16 protein-coding genes are annotated in these 16,733 nt (G+C 77.1%); 11 read left to right on the top strand and 5 right to left on the bottom strand.

Annotated features, from left to right (window positions below; genetic code table 11):
• Window positions 1–110 precede the first annotated feature (110 nt).
• Window positions 111–323, bottom strand: coding sequence for a hypothetical protein (locus BMW27_RS03145; protein WP_139206815.1), 213 nt, complete (start codon window positions 321–323; stop codon window positions 111–113).
• A gap of 189 nt (window positions 324–512) precedes the next feature.
• Here BMW27_RS03145 and BMW27_RS03140 point away from each other — a divergent pair, with 189 nt between their 5' ends.
• Entirely contained in the window at window positions 513–1,100 is a 588-nt protein-coding gene (locus BMW27_RS03140; protein WP_091438877.1) for a hypothetical protein, read from the top strand.
• A gap of 182 nt (window positions 1,101–1,282) precedes the next feature.
• On the top strand, window positions 1,283–2,341 hold the full coding sequence (locus tag BMW27_RS03135; protein ID WP_091438875.1) for a 2,3-butanediol dehydrogenase: 1,059 nt from the start codon (window positions 1,283–1,285) through the stop codon (window positions 2,339–2,341).
• 41 nt (window positions 2,342–2,382) lie between these two features.
• On the opposite strand, the gene BMW27_RS03130 is transcribed toward BMW27_RS03135, so the two are convergent.
• Both BMW27_RS03130 and BMW27_RS03125 read right to left on the bottom strand, forming a co-directional pair.
• Window positions 2,383–2,652, bottom strand: a complete 270-nt coding sequence (locus tag BMW27_RS03130; RefSeq protein ID WP_091438873.1) for a YciI-like protein — start codon at window positions 2,650–2,652, stop codon at window positions 2,383–2,385.
• A gap of 23 nt (window positions 2,653–2,675) precedes the next feature.
• The gene (locus tag BMW27_RS03125) at window positions 2,676–3,647 is read right to left on the bottom strand and encodes a sensor histidine kinase (RefSeq protein ID WP_091438871.1); all 972 of its coding nucleotides are present in this window, start codon (window positions 3,645–3,647) and stop codon (window positions 2,676–2,678) included.
• Between the two features lie 273 nt (window positions 3,648–3,920).
• Here BMW27_RS03125 and BMW27_RS23815 point away from each other — a divergent pair, with 273 nt between their 5' ends.
• From BMW27_RS23815 to BMW27_RS03105, 5 genes are all read left to right on the top strand, one after another.
• Window positions 3,921–4,967, top strand: a complete 1,047-nt coding sequence (locus BMW27_RS23815) for a helicase-related protein (RefSeq protein WP_245743269.1) — start codon at window positions 3,921–3,923, stop codon at window positions 4,965–4,967.
• Window positions 4,964–5,569: a hypothetical protein gene (locus tag BMW27_RS23810; protein ID WP_245743268.1), complete on the top strand. Its 606-nt coding sequence runs from the start codon at window positions 4,964–4,966 to the stop codon at window positions 5,567–5,569. Before BMW27_RS23815 ends, BMW27_RS23810 begins: the two co-directional genes overlap by 4 nt.
• Before the next feature lie 25 nt (window positions 5,570–5,594).
• Window positions 5,595–6,314 carry a GDSL-type esterase/lipase family protein gene (locus tag BMW27_RS03115; RefSeq protein ID WP_175486324.1) on the top strand — a complete coding sequence of 240 codons (720 nt, stop codon included), beginning with the start codon at window positions 5,595–5,597 and terminating at the stop codon, window positions 6,312–6,314.
• Window positions 6,315–6,316: 2 nt separating this feature from the next.
• Window positions 6,317–7,108, top strand: coding sequence for an alpha/beta hydrolase (locus tag BMW27_RS03110; protein ID WP_091438867.1), 792 nt, complete (start codon window positions 6,317–6,319; stop codon window positions 7,106–7,108).
• Between the two features lie 83 nt (window positions 7,109–7,191).
• Window positions 7,192–11,682 carry a cation-translocating P-type ATPase gene (locus tag BMW27_RS03105; RefSeq protein WP_091438865.1) on the top strand — a complete coding sequence of 1,497 codons (4,491 nt, stop codon included), beginning with the start codon at window positions 7,192–7,194 and terminating at the stop codon, window positions 11,680–11,682.
• Here the strand turns inward: BMW27_RS03105 and BMW27_RS03100 are convergent.
• On the bottom strand, window positions 11,670–12,506 hold the full coding sequence (locus tag BMW27_RS03100; protein WP_091438863.1) for a helix-turn-helix domain-containing protein: 837 nt from the start codon (window positions 12,504–12,506) through the stop codon (window positions 11,670–11,672). The two genes, BMW27_RS03105 and BMW27_RS03100, sit on opposite strands and share 13 nt — an antisense overlap.
• A gap of 37 nt (window positions 12,507–12,543) precedes the next feature.
• Between BMW27_RS03100 and BMW27_RS03095 the strand changes: the two genes are divergently transcribed.
• The gene (locus BMW27_RS03095; protein ID WP_091438861.1) at window positions 12,544–13,113 is read left to right on the top strand and encodes a TIGR03086 family metal-binding protein; all 570 of its coding nucleotides are present in this window, start codon (window positions 12,544–12,546) and stop codon (window positions 13,111–13,113) included.
• A gap of 28 nt (window positions 13,114–13,141) precedes the next feature.
• Here BMW27_RS03095 and BMW27_RS03090 read toward each other — a convergent pair whose 3' ends face one another.
• On the bottom strand, window positions 13,142–13,612 hold the full coding sequence (locus BMW27_RS03090) for a heme-degrading domain-containing protein (RefSeq protein WP_091438859.1): 471 nt from the start codon (window positions 13,610–13,612) through the stop codon (window positions 13,142–13,144).
• A gap of 77 nt (window positions 13,613–13,689) precedes the next feature.
• Between BMW27_RS03090 and BMW27_RS03085 the strand changes: the two genes are divergently transcribed.
• The 3 genes from BMW27_RS03085 (at window position 13,690) to BMW27_RS03075 (ending at window position 16,731) form a co-directional block, all read left to right on the top strand.
• Window positions 13,690–14,673: a YihY/virulence factor BrkB family protein gene (locus tag BMW27_RS03085; protein ID WP_091438857.1), complete on the top strand. Its 984-nt coding sequence runs from the start codon at window positions 13,690–13,692 to the stop codon at window positions 14,671–14,673.
• 244 nt (window positions 14,674–14,917) lie between these two features.
• The gene (locus tag BMW27_RS03080; protein WP_091438855.1) at window positions 14,918–15,901 is read left to right on the top strand and encodes an ATP-binding cassette domain-containing protein; all 984 of its coding nucleotides are present in this window, start codon (window positions 14,918–14,920) and stop codon (window positions 15,899–15,901) included.
• Window positions 15,898–16,731, top strand: coding sequence for an ABC transporter permease (locus BMW27_RS03075; RefSeq protein WP_091438853.1), 834 nt, complete (start codon window positions 15,898–15,900; stop codon window positions 16,729–16,731). The genes BMW27_RS03080 and BMW27_RS03075 overlap by 4 nt, the downstream gene beginning before the upstream one ends.
• Window positions 16,732–16,733: the final 2 nt, after the last annotated feature.

The raw sequence follows: 16,733 nt of genomic DNA, 5'->3' as shown, positions 1-16,733 counted from the left end.
CGTCCCACCGACCGTCCTCCGGCCCCGCTGCCCCCTCGGGGAGGCGCGGCCGCAGCCTCCAGCCTCCTCCACCCGCCGCGCGCGCGGGCGGGCACCCGTCGGGACAGTGGTCACGCCGCGGACGCGGCGGGCGGGCGGGCGGCGGTCATGCGGTCGAACCGGACGTCGAGCAGCTCGTTGAGCCGCGCCTCCGCCGCCTGGCAGGCGGTGATCGCGGCACCGCTCGGGGACTGCGCGAACGCCGACCGGGCCGCGCCGAGGTCGCGGTGCGCCTCGACGATGCCTCGGTCGATCTCGGACACGGGAACGGCTGGGCGCGTCATGGTGGTCTCCGCGGGGCTCAGGCCGGTCCGACTGCCCGAACGGCGGCCGCCACGTCGCCTACCCCGCCGGAGTCGCTCCCACCCGCCCCGCCGCTTTCTCCGGCGTGTCACGGCATTGCCCGTTACCGGTCCGCGGACCCGGGTAGGGGCGGCCACTCAAGAGGGAGACCCGATGCACCGGAGGAACAGATGACCGGCAACACCGACAACCACTTCGTGGCCCAGGCCGTGCACGACCTCGGCTCGGCCCTCTGGTTCGGCGGGGCGGTGATGGGCATCGCCGGCGTCAACAAGTCCGGCAGCGACCTGTCCCAGGGCATCGACCGGATCCGGGTGGCCAGCTCGGCGTGGAGCCGCTTCCAGCCGGCCCAGTTCGGTGGCATCGCGGCCACCCTGCTCGCGGGGCTCCGGCTGACCCAGGTGGGCGGACGGCGCATCGCGCTGCAGCAGGGCTTCGGCACGGTCGGCGGGCTCAAGGCCGGGCTGGCCGTGGCCGGTGCGGGCGCCACCGCCTACGCCGCGTACAGCGGCGCCCAGATCGGCAAGCTGGCCGAGCAGGCCCAGCAGCGCGGGGAGACGGTGGAGGTCAAGGACGCCACCCTGCCCACCGCGGGCACCAGTCCGGAGATCCAGAAGTGGCAGAGCCGCCAGCGGGTGACGCAGTTCCTGGTGCCCGCGCTGGCCGGCGCGAACATCGTGTGCAACTCCTGGCTGGTGCAGTCCTACCGGGCCGGCGCGACGGCGAAGGGCGTCCTGCGGCGGCTGCTGCCCGACTGAGGGAGGACCACCCTTCCCCCCGCGCCTCGCAGGCGCGGCGCGGGACCGTGAAGGGTGGCCACCGTCCTCCTGGGGACGAGCCGCGGCTGCAACTCGCTGCAACGCTCCCCGGGGCGGGCGTCACGCGGTGTCCTGTCGGCAGCCTCCCGCGCGGAGGTCCACCGACGGACGGAGACGACGCCATGAAGGCAGCCCGGTTCCACGGTCGCGGCGACATCCGGGTCGAGGAGGTGCCGGACCCCCAGGTGCGCCCGGGGACGGTCGCCGTCGAGGTGGAGTGGTGCGGCATCTGCGGCACCGACCTGCACGAGTACCTCGAGGGCCCGATCTTCGTGCCGACGGCCGAGGCGCCGCACCCGCTGACCGGCGAGGGCATGCCGGTGACCCTCGGCCACGAGTTCGCCGGCGTGGTGGCGGAGGTCGGCCCCGGGGTGGACGACGTACGGCTGGGCGACCGGGTGGTCGTGGAGCCCTACGTCGTCTGCGGGCGCTGCGACGCCTGCCGGCAGGGTCGCTACAACGTCTGCCGCACCCTCGGCTTCGTGGGGCTCTCCGGCGGCGGCGGGGGCTTCTCGCGGTACGTCGTCGCCGAGCGGCGGTGGGTGCACCCACTGGGCGACCTGGGCACCGACGTCGGGGCGCTGATCGAGCCGCTCGCCGTCGCCGCCCACGCCGTCCGGCTCTCCGGCGCCCGGCCGGGACACTCCGCCGTGGTGTTCGGGGCCGGCCCCATCGGACTCGTCACCACCGCCGCCCTGACCGCCGCCGGCGTGGAGCAGGTGGTCGTGGTGGAGCCCGCCGAGGCCCGCAAGCACAAGGCCGCGGGAGCCGGCGCCGCCACGGTGCTCGACCCGCGGGCGGTCGACGTCGTGGCGGCCGTCGACGAGCTCACCGGGGGCCGCGGCGCCGACGTCACCTTCGAGTGCGCCGGCGTCGACCAGGTGCTCGCGACGGCCATCCGCTCGACCCGCGCCGGCGGCACCTGCGTCAACGTCGCGATCTGGGGACACGAGGCCCGGGTCGCGATGAACGACCTGGTGTTCCGCGAGGTGAGCGTGCTGGGCAGCCTCGCCTACGCGCACGACCACCCGGCGACGATCGACATGGTGGCGTCCGGCCGGGTGGACCCGTTCCAGTTCATCACCGGGCGGATCGGGCTCGACGGCATCGTCGAGGAGGGTTTCCGCGAGCTCATCGACAACAAGGAGCAGAACGTCAAGATTCTGGTGCAGCCCCGATGACCACCTGACCGGGTCGTCCCCAGCGCCCGGCCCGCTCCCGGTCAGCCGACGACGACGTCCCACTGCCGGATGGTCCAGCCGGTCACCAGCCCCTGGACGACGTAGGGGTCGGACTCGGCGAAGCGCTCGACCACCTCGCGGGGTGCGGTCCACACCAGCAGCGCGCGGTCGTACGGGTCGGGCAGCGCGCCGGCCATCAGCAGCTCGCCGCGCTCGTGGGCTGCCCGCAGGAGCGCCAGGTGTTCCTCGCGCAGGGCCGCCCGGCGCTGTAGGTAGTCGTCGGCCAGCGCGTACTCCAGGACCAGGTGCACGCGGCCAGTCTCCCAGGGGCGGGTCAGCGCAGCGCGGTCGTCAACCGGACCGTGACGCCGTCCGGGCCGGAGCTGATGTCGACGTGGTCGCACAGCTGGCGGGCCAGCCACACGCCCATGCCGCCGCGCGAGAGGTCGTCGCCGTGCGCCGGGCCGTAGCCGGCGAACGGGTCGTCCATCCCCGGCCCGTGGTCGGTGACGGTGCACACCAGCCGCTCGGCCGACGTCCACAGCCGCAGACCCAGCGGCGGCCTCCCGTGCCGGACGGCGTTGGAGGTGGTCTCGTCGACCGCGAGCAGGAAGTCCTCGACCACGTCGCGCGGCCCACCGGTGTCGGCCAGCGCGGAGGCGACGGCGTGCCGCAGCGCGATCGGGTCGGCGACCTCGTCCACCGCCAGCCGCGGGGCCGCCGCCTGCAGCGGTTCCACCGGCACCGGGAGGCCGCGCAGGTACTCCGCGGGGTCGACGAATCGGGGGTTCGGCGTGCGCGCGGAGCCGGTCACGACGGTCGGGTGGGTGCGGGCGACGGACTCCAGCACCTGGTCGGGCAGCCGCGTGGTGTCGAAGAGGCACAGTCCCCACAGCGGCCGGTCGGCGAGGGCGTGGTTCACCACGGCCTCGTAGCGCTGCCACTCCAGCTGCTCGCGCTCGGTCCGCCCGAAGTCGGTCTCGCCGAGCACCCGGACGCGACGCGCGCCGGTGGCGGTGAGCTCGTCGGCCAGCCGTCGGAACGCGGTGACCGCCGCGGGCGTGCGCCGGGCGTAGGCCTCGACCCATGCCAGGACCCTGACCCGGTCGTCGTCCACGGCCGTCCGGACGACGTCGGCGGTGGCGGGGGAGGCGGTGACGACGACGGCGTCCCCGGCAGCCAGACCCTGCTGCACGAAGGGAACCGTCGCGGCGGCCAGCTCGTCAGGGGAGGAGAAGAACAGCGCGTCGTGCACGTAGCGCGGGCCAGGCGCGGGGACGACCCCGTGCGGAAGCGCCGTGTCCACCTGTCCGTCCCCTCGCGTGCGGCCGCCGATGCCCTACCACGGTAGCCAGGTCGGCGGGGCCGGCGCCTGAGGACCCGGGGCGACGTCGCACACCCCGGGCATGCGCGCGAGCTCCCGGCTGTTGTCCCCCCGGGCCTGGACGGACCCCCGCCGAGGGCGTTCGGCCCGCCGCCCCTCCCGCACCCGACGAAGGACGACGTCCTGCCTGCCTCCCTCCACCCCCGGTCCGTCTCCGAGGACGCGCTCCCCGCCGGCGCGGGTCCGGCGCTGCCGGTGCGCGGCACCCCGCCGCAGCGGGTCGTGTTCCACCTCGGCCCCACGAACTCCGGCAAGACCCACGACGCGCTGGCCGCCCTCGCCGAGGCCGGTGCCGGCACCTACGCGGCTCCGCTGCGGCAGCTGGCCCACGAGGCGTACGCCCGGCTGTCGGCACAGCTGCCACCGGGCACCGTCGGCCTGTCCACCGGCGAGGAGCAGATCGAGCCGATGGCGCCGGTCCTCTGCTGCACCGTCGAGAAGGCGCCGCCGCGCGGCGGGCTGCTCGTCCTCGACGAGGCGCACTGGGTCACCGACCCCGACCGCGGGCACACCTGGGCGCGTCTGCTGCTCACCGGCGAGTACCGCGAGGTCCGGGTGGTCTCGGCCGCCGAGGCGCTGCCGGTGCTCGAGCCGCTGGTCGCCGACGTCGCCGACGTCGAGGTCGTCCGCCACGGGCGGCTGTCCCGGCTCGACGTCCTGCCGGCCCCGGTGCGGCCCTCGGGCGTGCGGCCGCGGACGCTGGTCGTCGCCTTCTCCCGCAAGGCCGTCTACGCCACCGCGGCGGTGCTGGAGGCGGTCCGGCCGGGGCGCACCGGCGTCCTCTACGGTGCCCTCCCGCCGGCCACCCGGCGCGAGGTGATCGACCGGTTCAGCCGCGGCGAGCTCGACGTGCTGGTCACCACCGACGTCATCGGGCACGGCATCAACGTGCCGGCAGCGACCGTGCTGTTCGCCGAGACGACCAAGTTCGACGGGGTCGAGCGCCGTCCGCTGCGGACGTGGAGGCCGCGCAGATCGCCGGCCGCGCCGGCCGCCACCTGCTCACGAGTCACGGCACGGTCGGCGTGCTCACCGGCGTGCCGGGTCTGCGGCCGGACGCCGCCCTGGTCGCCACCGGCGCCGCGGTGGCCCGCGGCACGGTGGCCAGCGACCTGCCCCGGCGCACCCCCCGGCTCCGCCCCGAGCTCGACGACCTGGGCGCGCTCGCGCCGGTCGACATCCCCGAGGCCCTGGGCCGGTGGGCGCGGTGGGCCCGGACGGCCACCCGGGACGAGGCGGTGACGGGCGACGACGTCAGCGGGCTGGTCGAGCGGGCTGAGGCGCTGCTGCCGCTGCTGGCGGGGCTGGTCGGGGAGAGCACCGACCTGGGGACCGTCTGGCGCCTGGTCACCCTGCCCATCGACTTCGAGCCGCCGCGCCGCACCCGCTGGCTCACCCTGGTCCGCGCCTCGCTGCTGCACGGAGCCGGGCACCGGGTCCCGCCGCAGACGGTGCTGCCGGCGCTGCCGCGGCGGGGACCGGTGGAGGACTTCGAGCAGGCGGCCGCCGCCGCGCGCGACGCGTCGACGCTGCTGCGCTCCTTCCCGGGCGTCGCCGGGCTCACCGCCGAGGACGCGGCCCGGCTGGAGCAGCGGTGTGCCGCCCGCATCACCGAGCTGCTCCCCGGCGCGATCGCCGCGGCCGGGCCGGGCCGGTGCGCCGACTGCGGCGTGTCGGTCGCCCCGCGGTTCCCCACCTGCCGGGCGTGCGCGGCGCGCGGCGCCCGGCGCGGGGCCCCGGTCCGGCGGGGGGCCCCGGCCCGCCGTGAGGACGCCGGGAGCCGCCGGTCCGGGGGCAGGGGCGGGCCCCGCCGCGGGAGCGCGCGGCGGGCGGGGCGCGGCTGACCGGCTCCTGGCGCACCATGGCGGGGTGACCGGCGCCGGAGGGTACGTCGCGCTCGGCGACTCGATCTCCATCGACGACTACTCCGGCGGCCCGGGCCGCGGCGGGGCCAGCCTGCTGTACGCCAACCGGGACGAGGACTTCCCGGACTGGCGCGGGCGCGACCTGCGCAGCACGGCGCCCGGGACGACGTTCGCGCTGCTGGCGACCGACGGCGCGACCACCGGCACGCTGCTGGACCGGCAGCTGCCCCGGCTCGCGGCGCTGCCGGAGCGGCCCGCGCTGGTCACCCTGACGATCGGCGGGAACGACCTCCTCGGCGCCTACGGGGACACCGCGGCCGCCCGCGCGGTGGTCGCCCGCGTCGCGGCCGCGCTCGACCGGGCCCTGGCCGCGATCGGCGAGACCCTGGCCCCGGGCGGCCAGGTCGTCGTGGGCACGGTCTACGACCCGAGCGACGGCACCGCCGACGCGGAGCGGCTCGGCCTGCCGCCCTGGCCGGACGCCGTCGCGCTGATCGGCGAGCTGAACGACGCCCTGCGCCGGGGCGCGGCGCGGCGCGGCGCCGCGGTGGCCGAGATCGCCGAGCGCTTCCGCGGCCACGGGCTGGCGGCCGGTGACCCGCGGCGCCGCGAGGCCCGGCCGGAGCAGCGCGACCTGTGGTTCTGCTCCCTCATCGAGCCCAACGCCTGGGGTGCCGACGGCGTCCGCGCGGCCTTCTGGGCGGCCCTGCACAGCGGCGGCTGACGGTGCCGCCCCCGGACCCCGGCTGGACCCGCCGGCGGCTGCTGGGCGCGGCCGCGGCGCTCGCCGGTGCGGGCGTCCTCGCCGGCTGCGGCGCGCGGCTGCCGGGGACACCCGGGGGCACGGACGCGGCTGCCCGGCTCACCGCCCGCCCGCAGCCCGAGCCTCCCGCCGGGCTCCCTGCGCCGGGGACGCAGCCGCTGGACCTGGGGGTGGAGCGGCCGCCGCTGCTGCACGTGCCGCCCGGGCTCGCGCCGGGCAGCACGGCGCCGCTCGTGGTGGCCCTGCACGGCGCCGGCGGGAACGCCGAGGCCGGACTGGGCGTCCTCGGCGGCCTGGCCGACGAGCGGGGCCTGCTCGTCCTCGCCCCGGCCTCCCGCGGGTCGACGTGGGACGCCGTCACCGGCGGCTCCGCCGAGGACGCCGCCCTGCTGGACCGGGCCCTGGCCCGGGTGTTCTCCACCGTGCCGGTCGACGCCAGGCGCACCGCGGTGGCCGGGTTCTCCGACGGCGCCTCGTACGCCCTGGGCCTCGGCCTGGCCAACGGGGACCTGTTCGGGCGGGTGGTCGCCTTCTCGCCGGGCTTCGTCCCCGGGTCGTCGCGGGAGGGGCGGCCGGCGGTGTTCGTGTCGCACGGCGACGCCGACGACGTCCTGCCGGTCGACCGGACCAGCCGGCGCATCGTGCCGGCCCTCCGCGACGACGGCTACGACGTCACCTACCGGGAGTTCGCCGGCGGGCACACCGTCCCGCCGGAGGTGGCGGTGGCGGCCGTGGACTGGCTCGGCGAGGGGTGAGGACGCTCGGGGGCGCGGGTGCGCGGCGACGGGCGTAGCGTCCGGGTCCACCTTGTTCCGGGGACCGAGTTCCGGGAGAGCCGATGGCCATCAGACGCCGGATCGGCAGCGCGCTCGGTGCGGCCGCGGCGCTGGCCGGTGCCGGCGTGGTGGCCGGCGCGGGGGTCACGGCCGGGCTCGTCGGCGGCACCGCCGGGCTGGTGGAGGGGGCCGCCCGGGCCTCGCTGTCCCGGGCCCACTCCGCCGCGGTCAGCGGCACCCGCGCCGTCGGCACCCTGCTCACCGGCGCCGACCCGCTGCCCGACGGGCGGCTGCACGACCTGCTGGACGCCGCCCGGGGCATGGTCGAGCCCCCGCCGGCGCGGCACACCCGCCGGGTCTGGGCCGACCGGGGCCGGGTCCAGGTCGAGCTGGTCGCACCGGACGCGGAGGAGTCCCCGGAGGTCCGCTCCGCGCTGCGCCGGCACCTGGAACGGCTCGAGGGCGTGGAGTGGGCGACCGTCAACGACGTGGTCGGCCGGGTCCTGGTCGCCTTCGACGAGCGGCGGGTCAGCGTCGAGGACCTCGTCGGCACGGTGACCGCCATCGAGAAGGCCCGCGGCGGGAAGGGGCTGTTCCCGGCGCGGGAGGACCACCCGGCCGACCTGGAGCCGCTGCTGGCGGCGCTCACCGCGGTCGGGATCCACGTCGCGGCCGTCGGTGTCGCCTACGCGGCCAAGCTGTCGCCGATCCCGGCGCTCACCCGCCACGCGACCCTCGCCGTCGTGCTGCTGGAGTCCCAGACGTGGCTCCAGCGCGAGCTGTACCGGCGCGTGGGACCGACCGGCACCGAGCTGGCGTTCTCCGGCGTCAGCGCCCTGCTGCACGCGCTCACCCAGAGCCCCTCGGTGCCCGCGCTCAACGCCGCCGCCGCGCTGCAGGAGTTCCTGGAGATGCGCGCCCACCGGCAGGTGTGGCGGCGCCGCGAGTGGGAGCTGTGCCGCCCGGACCCCGACGACGGCGAGCGCGAGCCCCTGACGCCACCCGGCGACCGGCCCGTGCCGCTGCCGCCGGGGCCGGTCGAGACCTACACCGAGCGGCTGGGACCCACCGAGCTGGCCGCCGCGCTCGGCCTGCTGGCGCTCACCGGCCGCCCCGGCCGCTCGGCCGACCTGCTCAAGGCGCTGAGCCCGAAGGCCGCCTTCCACGGCCGGGCGGCGTTCGCCACGACGCTGGACCTGCTGCTGTGCCGCCGCGACGTGCTGCCGATGGACGGCGCGGCCTACCGCCGGCTGGACCGGGTGGACGCCGTCGTGGTCGACGGCGACGCGCTGTGCACCGGCCCGCCGGTGGTGCTCGAGGCGACCGCGCAGGCCGAGGGGTGGGACGACGCCCGCGTCTGGTCGGCCGCCGCGCGGCTGGTCGGCGCCCTGGAGGGCGAGGAGCCCGAGGAGGGCCTGCGGGTCGGGCCGGCCACCGACGCCGACGACGCCCCCGGGGCCGAGACCCGTGGGGTGTACCAGGGTCGCCGCCGGGTGGGCACGGTGACCGTCGCCCGCGAGCTGGACCCGCACGCCGAGGCGCTGCTCTCGGCGGCGGCCGCCGCCGGCACGCGGCTGGTGCTGACCGCGCACGCCGGCACCCGGGAGGTGGCCGCCGCCGCCGACGAGGTGGCCCCCGCGGACGAGGCGCTGGTGGAGACGGTGCGGCGACTGCAGGCGGACGGGCGCGGCGTCCTGCTGGTCAGCGACACCGACGGCCCCGCGCTGCTGGCGGCGGACGTGTCCGTCGCGCCCGTGCGGCCCGGCTGCGCGCCCGCGTGGGGCGCCGACCTGGTCACCCGGCCCGGGCTGACCGACGCCTGCCGGGTGGTCGCGGCGACGGCGGCGGCCCGCACGGTCAGCCGGCGCTCGGTGCAGGCGGCGCTCACCGGCAACGTCCTCGGCGCGCTGCTGGCCGCCGTCGGCAGTGCGCGGTACGGGCAGCAGCGGGCGACCTCGCCCGGGAAGACGGCCACCACCGTCGCGATGCTGGGCGGCACCTGGGCCGCGGTCCGGGCCGCCGGCCGCCCGGTCCCGCCGCCCACGGTGCACACCCCCTGGCACGCGCTGGACCCCGACGACGTGGTGCGCCGGCTGGCCGAGCTCCCGGCCGGGGAGGAGGGCCGGCCGGTCCGGTTCCGCCGGCTCCGCGCGCACCCGGTGGTGCGCGGGCCGTCCCGGTTCGCCCGCACCGTCGCCGCCGAGCTCGCCGATCCGCTCACCCCGGTCCTCGGCACCGGCGCCGCGGCCACGGCGATGCTCGGCGAGGCCACCGACGCCGTCCTCGTCGGCAGCGTGACCGTCGCCAACTCGCTGGTCAGCGGCCTGCAGCGGTTCCGGGCGGAGACCGCGCTGGAGTCCCTGCTGCTCGAGCAGGACGTCGCCGTCCACCGCGAGACCGACGGCGGTCGCGAGGAGGTGCCCGGCAGCGCGCTGCGGGTCGGGGACGTCGTCCAGGTCGAGCCCGGGGACGTGCTCGCCTGCGACGCCCGCCTGCTGGAGGCCGTCGACCTGGAGGTCGACGAATCCAACCTGACCGGGGAGTCGCTGTCGGTCGGCAAGTCGGTCCCGGCCACGCCGGGGGCCGAGGTCGCCGACCGCACCTGCGTGCTCTTCGACGGCACCACCGTGGTCGCCGGGCGCGGGCGGGCCGTCGTCGTCGCGGTGGGGGAGGCCACCCAGGCCGGGCGCGCGGCCCGGGCCGCCGGCGGCGCGGCGCCACCGGTCGGCGTGCAGGCGCGGCTGGGCGAGCTGACCCGGTCGGTGCTGCCGCTGACCCTGGCCGGGGGCGCGGCGGTCACCGCCCTCGGTGTGCTGTGGCGCCGCCCGCTGCGCGACGCCGTCCGGGACGGCGTGGCGGTCGCGGTCGCCGCGGTGCCCGAGGGGCTGCCGCTGGTGGCGACCGTGGCGCAGCAGGCCGCGGCCCGGCGGCTGTCCCGACGGAGTGCCGTCGTCCGCAGCGCCCGGGTGCTGGAGGCCCTCGGCCGGGTCGACACAGTCTGCTTCGACAAGACCGGGACGCTGACGGAGAACCGGCTGCGGGTGGCCGGCCTCGTCCCGGTGGACGGCGAGCTGGACGAGGACGCGCTGCTGCGGCTGGTCGCGGCCGGTGTCGGCAACGGCGACGACCGGGCGCACGAGACCGACCGGGCGGTCGTGGAGGCCGCCGAGGAGCGCGGCGTGTGCCCCGACGGCGACGCGGGGGAGAGCCTGCCGTTCGCCGCCGGGCGCGGCTTCTCCGCGGCCGTGCGCGAGGGCCGGCTGGTGGTCAAGGGCGCGCCCGAGGTGGTGGCCGGCCGCTGCCGGGACGCCGGGGACCTCACCGGGCGGGTGCAGGCGCTCGCCGCCGAGGGGCTGCGGGTGCTCGCCGTCGCCGACCGCGAGTGGGACGGCGGTGCGGGCGACCTGGAGGAGGGGGCCCGGGACCTCACGCTGCGCGGGCTGGTCGGGCTGGCCGACACGGTACGGGGGTCCTCGGTCGCGGCCGTGGAGCAGCTGCGGGCCGCCGGCGTCCGGGTCCTGGTGGCCACCGGCGACCACCCGGAGACGGCCAGCGCCATCGCCCGGCAGGCCGGCATCCCGGACGCCGACCGGGTGGTGACCGGCGCGGAGTTCGCCCGCGCCTCGGAGGCCGAGCGCGCCCGGATGGTGCGCGAGACCGCGGTGTTCGCCCGGCTGTCGCCGGAGCAGAAGGTGTCGCTGGTCGCCGCGCTGCGCCGGGCCGGGGCGACCCTGGCGATGACCGGCGACGGCGTGAACGACGCCGCGGCGATCCGGCTGGCCGACGTGGGGGTGGGCGTCTCGGGCGCCGAGTCGCCCGCCGCCCGGGCCGCCGCCGACCTGGTGCTCACCGACCTGGACCTGACCCGGCTGGTCGACGCGATCGGCGAGGGCCGGGCGATGTGGACGCGGGTGCAGGACGCCGTCTCGGTGCTGGTCGGCGGCAACGCCGGCGAGGTGGCGTTCACCGTGCTCGGCACCGCGTTCGGCGGGCGGGCGCCGCTGAACACCCGCCAGCTGCTGCTGGTCAACCTGCTCACCGACATGTTCCCCGCGCTGGCCGTCGCCGTGGCCGCGCCCCGCGGTGCCGCGACCGGCGGGGACGACGGCCCGCTGGCCGGGCACCCGCTGGCCACGGTGCTCGAGGCCGGGCCGCGGCGCGGCTTCGCGCGGGAGGTGCGCCGGATGGTGCTGGTCCGCGGAGCGGCGACCACCGCCGGCGCGACCGCCGCCTGGGCCACCGGCCGGCTCACCGGCTTCCGCGGCCGGGCCGGGACGATGGGCCTGGCCGCCCTCATCACCACCCAGCTGGGGCAGACGGCGTGGGCCGGCCGGCGCAGCCCGCTGGTGCTGGTCACCGCCGCCGGCTCGCTCGCCGTCCTGGCCGCCGTCGTCCAGACCCCGGGGCTCAGCCGGTTCTTCGGCTGCACGCCGCTGGACCCGCTGGCCTGGCTCGTCGTGCTCGGCTGCGCCGCGGCCGGCACGGCCGGCGCCGAGGTGGTGCCGGTGCTGGTCGCGCGGCTGCGTGAACGGTCGGCTGCTCAGCTCGCGTAGCGGGCCGCGAACGCGCCCGGCGTCATCCCGGTGACCCGGGAGAAGTCCCGGCTGAAGTGCGGCTGGTCGGCGTACCCGAGCAGCGCCGCGACCTCGGCGAGGGTGGTGCCGCGACCGCGGAGGCGCTCGGCGGCCTCCTGCAGCCGGCGGCGCTGGATGAGCCACTTCGGCGTCAGCCCCAGCCGGCGCTGCACGAGCCGCTGCAGCGCCCGCTCGGACAGGCCGAACTCCGCGCAGACCTGGGCCACCCGGACGACCTCGCGGTCGCCCTCCACGAAGGCGACCACCCGGTTGACCAGGTCCCCCTCGGCGTCGACGGGCAGCAGCGGCCGCAGCGCGTCGCCGAAGGCCGCCATGGCGACCGCGTGCGCCGCGGGGGACGTCGGGTCGGCGGCCATCGCGCCGCGCACCCGCGCGGTCAGCCGCTCGCCGTCGCCACCGAGCACCTCGGCCAGGTCGACGTGCCGGTCGGTGTACGGCGCCACCGAGCCGCGGGCGACGAGCCCGCCGGCGGCCGGGGCGCACATGACCCCGACCGCCCAGCCGTCGCCGGTCAGCGTGGTCGTCGACAGGCCCGCGACGACGCCGTAGAAGCGGGCGTAGTCCCCGGAGACCACGAGCAGCGTGACCGGGTACTGCAGCACCTGCTGCGGTGCCTCCCGGCCGGGCGGCACCGACCAGACCGGGATCCAGAAGCGCTCCAGCAGGCCGCCGAACTCCGGCGCCGCGTCGTAGCGGTGCATCACGTGCGAGGCGTCGCCGGGGGAGCGCAGGTGCGCGCGCTCGACGTGGTCGAGGGGGCGGGGCGCGGTGTCGGGTTCCATCAAGACCCACCCTGCCCGGCCCCCTACCGTCCCGGCCATGACCTCACCGACGACCACACCCAGCACCTCGACCGCCACCGCCTACGCCGCGGCCGACCGCCCGCTGACCGCCGTCCTCGGCGCCGTCCCGCCCGACGCGTGGGACCGGCCCTCGACCTGCGAGGGGTGGACCGTGCGCGACGTCGTCCGGCACCTCGTGCGGACCCAGCGGGAGTTCCTCACCGAGCGCGGCGTCGAGCTGGGGGAGGAGCCGGACGTCGACGCCGACCCGGCGGCGGCGTGGCGGGCCCACGCGCGGCGGGTCGCGGCGGCCCTCGCCGACGAGGCCGTCGCGGAGCAGGCGTACGACGGCTTCTTCGGGCCGACGACGGTCGGCGCCACCCTCGAGCAGGTCTACGTGTGGGACATGGTGGTGCACCGCTGGGACGTCGCACGGTCGGTCGGCGCGGACCCCGCGCTCACCGACGCCGAACTGGACCGCGTGGAGGCCGGCGCGGACTCCTTCGGCGACGCGCTCTACATGGACGGCATCTGCCGCCCCGGGACCGAGTCGCCCGCGGACGCTGACCGCACGACCCGGGTGCTCGCCCGGCTGGGCCGCGGCTGACCCGCGCTCAGCCGGCGCGGGAGAGCGGTCACCGGCCCAGGTGCGCCCGGATGGCGGCGACCACCATGCGGTGGTCCTCCAGCTGCGGGAGCCCGGAGACGACGACGGCGCCGACCGGCCCCACCGAGCGGACGACGACGGGGAACGCGCCGCCGTGGGCGGCGTAGAGCTGGGGGTCCAGGCCGAACTGCTCCTCGAAGGTCGTCCCCCGCTCGATGGAGGCCTGCCGCACGAAGAGGCTGCTGTGCCCGAAGCGGTGGACGACGCGGGCCTTGCGCTGGATCCAGGAGTCGTTGTCCGGGCTGGTCCAGGGCAGCGCGGCGTGGAAGAGCTGGTGGCCGTGCCGGCTGACGTCGACCGCCACCGGGGCGCCGTCCCGCCGGGCGACCGCCACGATCGCCGAGCCGAGGTCCCAGGCGTCGTCGTTGGTGAAACCGTCGAAGCGCAGCTGCTCCTCCTCGGCGGCGAGCTCGGCGAGGGACGGGAAGGAGTCGGCCATGCCCCCTTCCTACCGCCTGGCGCGGCAAGCTGGACCGGGGGTGCCGCGGCGGGCACCCGGGGCGATCGGGGTGGGCCATGGGGTGGACCGAGCGGGTCGACCGGTTCCAGCGGCGGCACCCGGCGGCCGGGTTCCCGATCGCGGTGGTCTACAAGTTCATGGACGACGACGCCCACTTCCTCGCCGCGTTGATCACCTACTACGGCTTCCTGTCGCTGTTCCCGACGCTGCTCCTGCTGGCCACCGTGCTGGGCCTGGTGCTGGCCGGGGACCCGGGGCTGCAGCAGCGGCTGCTGGACTCCGCGCTGGCGGAGTTCCCGGTGATCGGGCCGCAGCTGGCCCGGCCGGAGGGGCTCGGCGGCGGGGTCACCGGGATCGTGGTCGGCGGGCTGGTCGCCCTCTACGGGGCCCTGGGCATGGGGCAGGCCATCCAGCACGCGATGAACACGGTGTGGGCGGTGCCGCGGCACAGCCGGCCGGACCCGATCAGCGCCCGCGGGCGCAGCCTGCTGCTGCTGTTCACCCTGGGCCTGCTCCTGCTGGCGAGCACCCTGCTCTCCGCGCTGGGCACGGGTGCGGCCGCCTACGGCGGCGGGTTCAGCGGCTGGCTGCACGTGCTGCTCACCGTCGCCTCGGTGCTGGCCAACGCCGCCGTCTTCGTGCTGGGGTTCCGCATCACCACGGCCCGCCGGCTCACCACCCGGGAGGTGCTGCCCGGTGCCGTGACCGCTGCGGTGGTGTGGCAGCTGCTGCAGTCCTTCGGCGGCGTCTACGTCGCCCGCGTGGTGGCCAACGCCAGCGCCGTCGACGCGGTCTTCGCCCTGGTCCTCGGGCTCATCGCGTTCATCTACCTGGCCGCGGTCGCGCTCATGTTGTGCGTGGAGATCGACGTGGTCCGGGTCGACTCCCTGTACCCCCGGGCGCTGCTCACGCCCTTCGTCGACCACCAGGACCTGACCGAGGGCGACGAGCGGGTCTACTCGGAGGCCGCGCGCGCCCAGCGGGCGGTGAAGCACCAGGAGGTCGACGTCCACTTCGACTCCCAGGACGACGGGGCCTGACCCGCGGCGGGGAGCCGTCGCCCGGTCCCTGTCCAGCGAGCGGGATCGCCGGACTCGCACGGCTGCGCGACCGGGACCGTGCGAGACCGCCGATCCCGCCGGTCCGGCGGGGCTTGACCTCCAGTGCGCTCGAGGTCCGACGATCGCGGCGGGAAATCCGGTGGCGGTCCGATGACTCCGACGCGCACATTCGGTCGGAGGTGCAGAGGACGCTGCGACGCACACACCGCTCGAGGGAGTCGCGATGACCGCAGGGAGCGCGCTCGCCATCGAGGCGACCGGCCTGGCCAAGTCGTTCGGGACCACCCGGGCCGTGGCCGGTATCGACCTCGCCGTCCCGGCGGGTGCCATCTACGGCGTGCTCGGGCCCAACGGCGCGGGCAAGACCACGACGATCCGGATGCTGGCCACGATCGTCCCGCCCGATGCCGGCAGTGCCCGGGTCCTCGGCCACGACGTGGTCGCCGAGGCCGACGCCGTGCGCGGCCTGGTCAGCCTCACCGGCCAGCTGGCCTCGGTGGACGAGGAGCTCACCGGCCGGGAGAACCTGGTGCTCATCGGGCGGCTGCTGGGCCACCGCCGGGCCGCGGCCCGCGCTCGGGCCGACGAGCTCCTCGACGCCTTCGGCATCGCCTCCGCCGCCGGCAAGCTGGTGAAGCACTGGTCCGGGGGCATGCGCCGGCGGCTCGACATCGCCGCGAGCATCGTGGTCACCCCGCAGCTGGCCTTCCTCGACGAGCCCACGACCGGGCTGGACCCCCGCTCGCGCGGTCAGGTCTGGGAGATCGTCCGGGCGCTGGTGGCCGAGGGGACGACGGTCCTGCTCTGCACGCAGTACCTGGAGGAGGCCGACCAGCTGGCCGACGGGATCGTGGTCATCGACCACGGCCGGGTCATCGCCGAGGGCACCCCGGGCCAGCTCAAGGCCTCGGTGGGCACCGGCTCGCTGCACGTGCGGCTGCTCGACCCGGCCCAGCGCGCGGCGGCCGCCCGGGTCCTCGAGGCCGCGGTCGGCACCGTGGTGCTCGAGCCCGACCCGGCCGCGCTCTCGGCGGTCTGCCCCGACGCCCGGCTCGCCGCCCTCGGCATGGGCGAGCTGGGCCGCGCCGGCCTCGGCATCGCCGAGTTCTCCCTCGGCCAGCCCAGCCTGGACGAGGTCTTCCTGGGCCTCACCGGCCACGCGGCCGAGGAGCCGCCCAGCGCGACCCTCGAGGAGCAGGCGTCATGACCGCCACCACCACCCCCGGCGGCACCGACACCGCCGCGGTTCGCCGGGCGATCGCCTCCACCGCGCGGCCGCCCCGGCCGGGACCGCTGGCGACCGCGCTGACCTTCGGCTGGCGCGGGATGCTCAAGATCAAGCACGTCCCCGAGCAGCTGATGGACGTCACCATCACGCCGGTGCTGTTCGTGCTGATGTTCACCTACCTGTTCGGTGGGGCGCTGGCCGGCTCGACCAGCGCCTACCTGCAGTACGTGCTGCCCGGCATCCTCGTCATGTCGGTCGTCTTCACCACCGTCTACTCCGGCGTCGCGCTGAACACCGACCTCACCAAGGGCGTCGTCGACAGGTTCCGCTCGCTGCCGATCTGGCGGCCGGCGCCGCTGCTGGGCGCCCTGCTCGGCGACAGCGTCCGGTACGTCGTCGCCGGCACGGTGATCCTCGTGCTGGGCGTCGTCCTGGGGTACCGGCCGGCAGGCGGGGTGGCCGGGGCGCTGCTGGCGCTCGGGCTGGTGGTCCTGTTCTCGTTCGGGCTCTCGTGGGTGTACTCCGCGCTCGGCCTGGTGCTGCGCTCACCGAGCGCCGTCCTGAACGGCGGTTTCACGGTGCTCTTCCCGCTGACGTTCCTGTCCAACGTCTTCGTCGACCCGGCCACGCTGCCCGGCCCGCTGCAGGTGTTCGTGGAGGTCAACCCGATCTCGGTGCTGGCCACCGCATCCCGCTCGCTCATGGCCGGTGACCCCGACGGCACCGCGATCGCGGTCTCCCTGGCCGTGGCCGCGGCCCTGACCGCGGTGTTCCTCCCGGTCACGACCCGCCTCTACCGGAGCCGATGAGG

Source organism: Geodermatophilus poikilotrophus (assembly GCF_900111455.1).
Classification (GTDB): domain Bacteria; phylum Actinomycetota; class Actinomycetes; order Mycobacteriales; family Geodermatophilaceae; genus Geodermatophilus; species Geodermatophilus poikilotrophus.
Note: the sequence above shows the minus strand (reverse complement) of the source record. Positions and strands in the feature narration are given on the sequence as shown.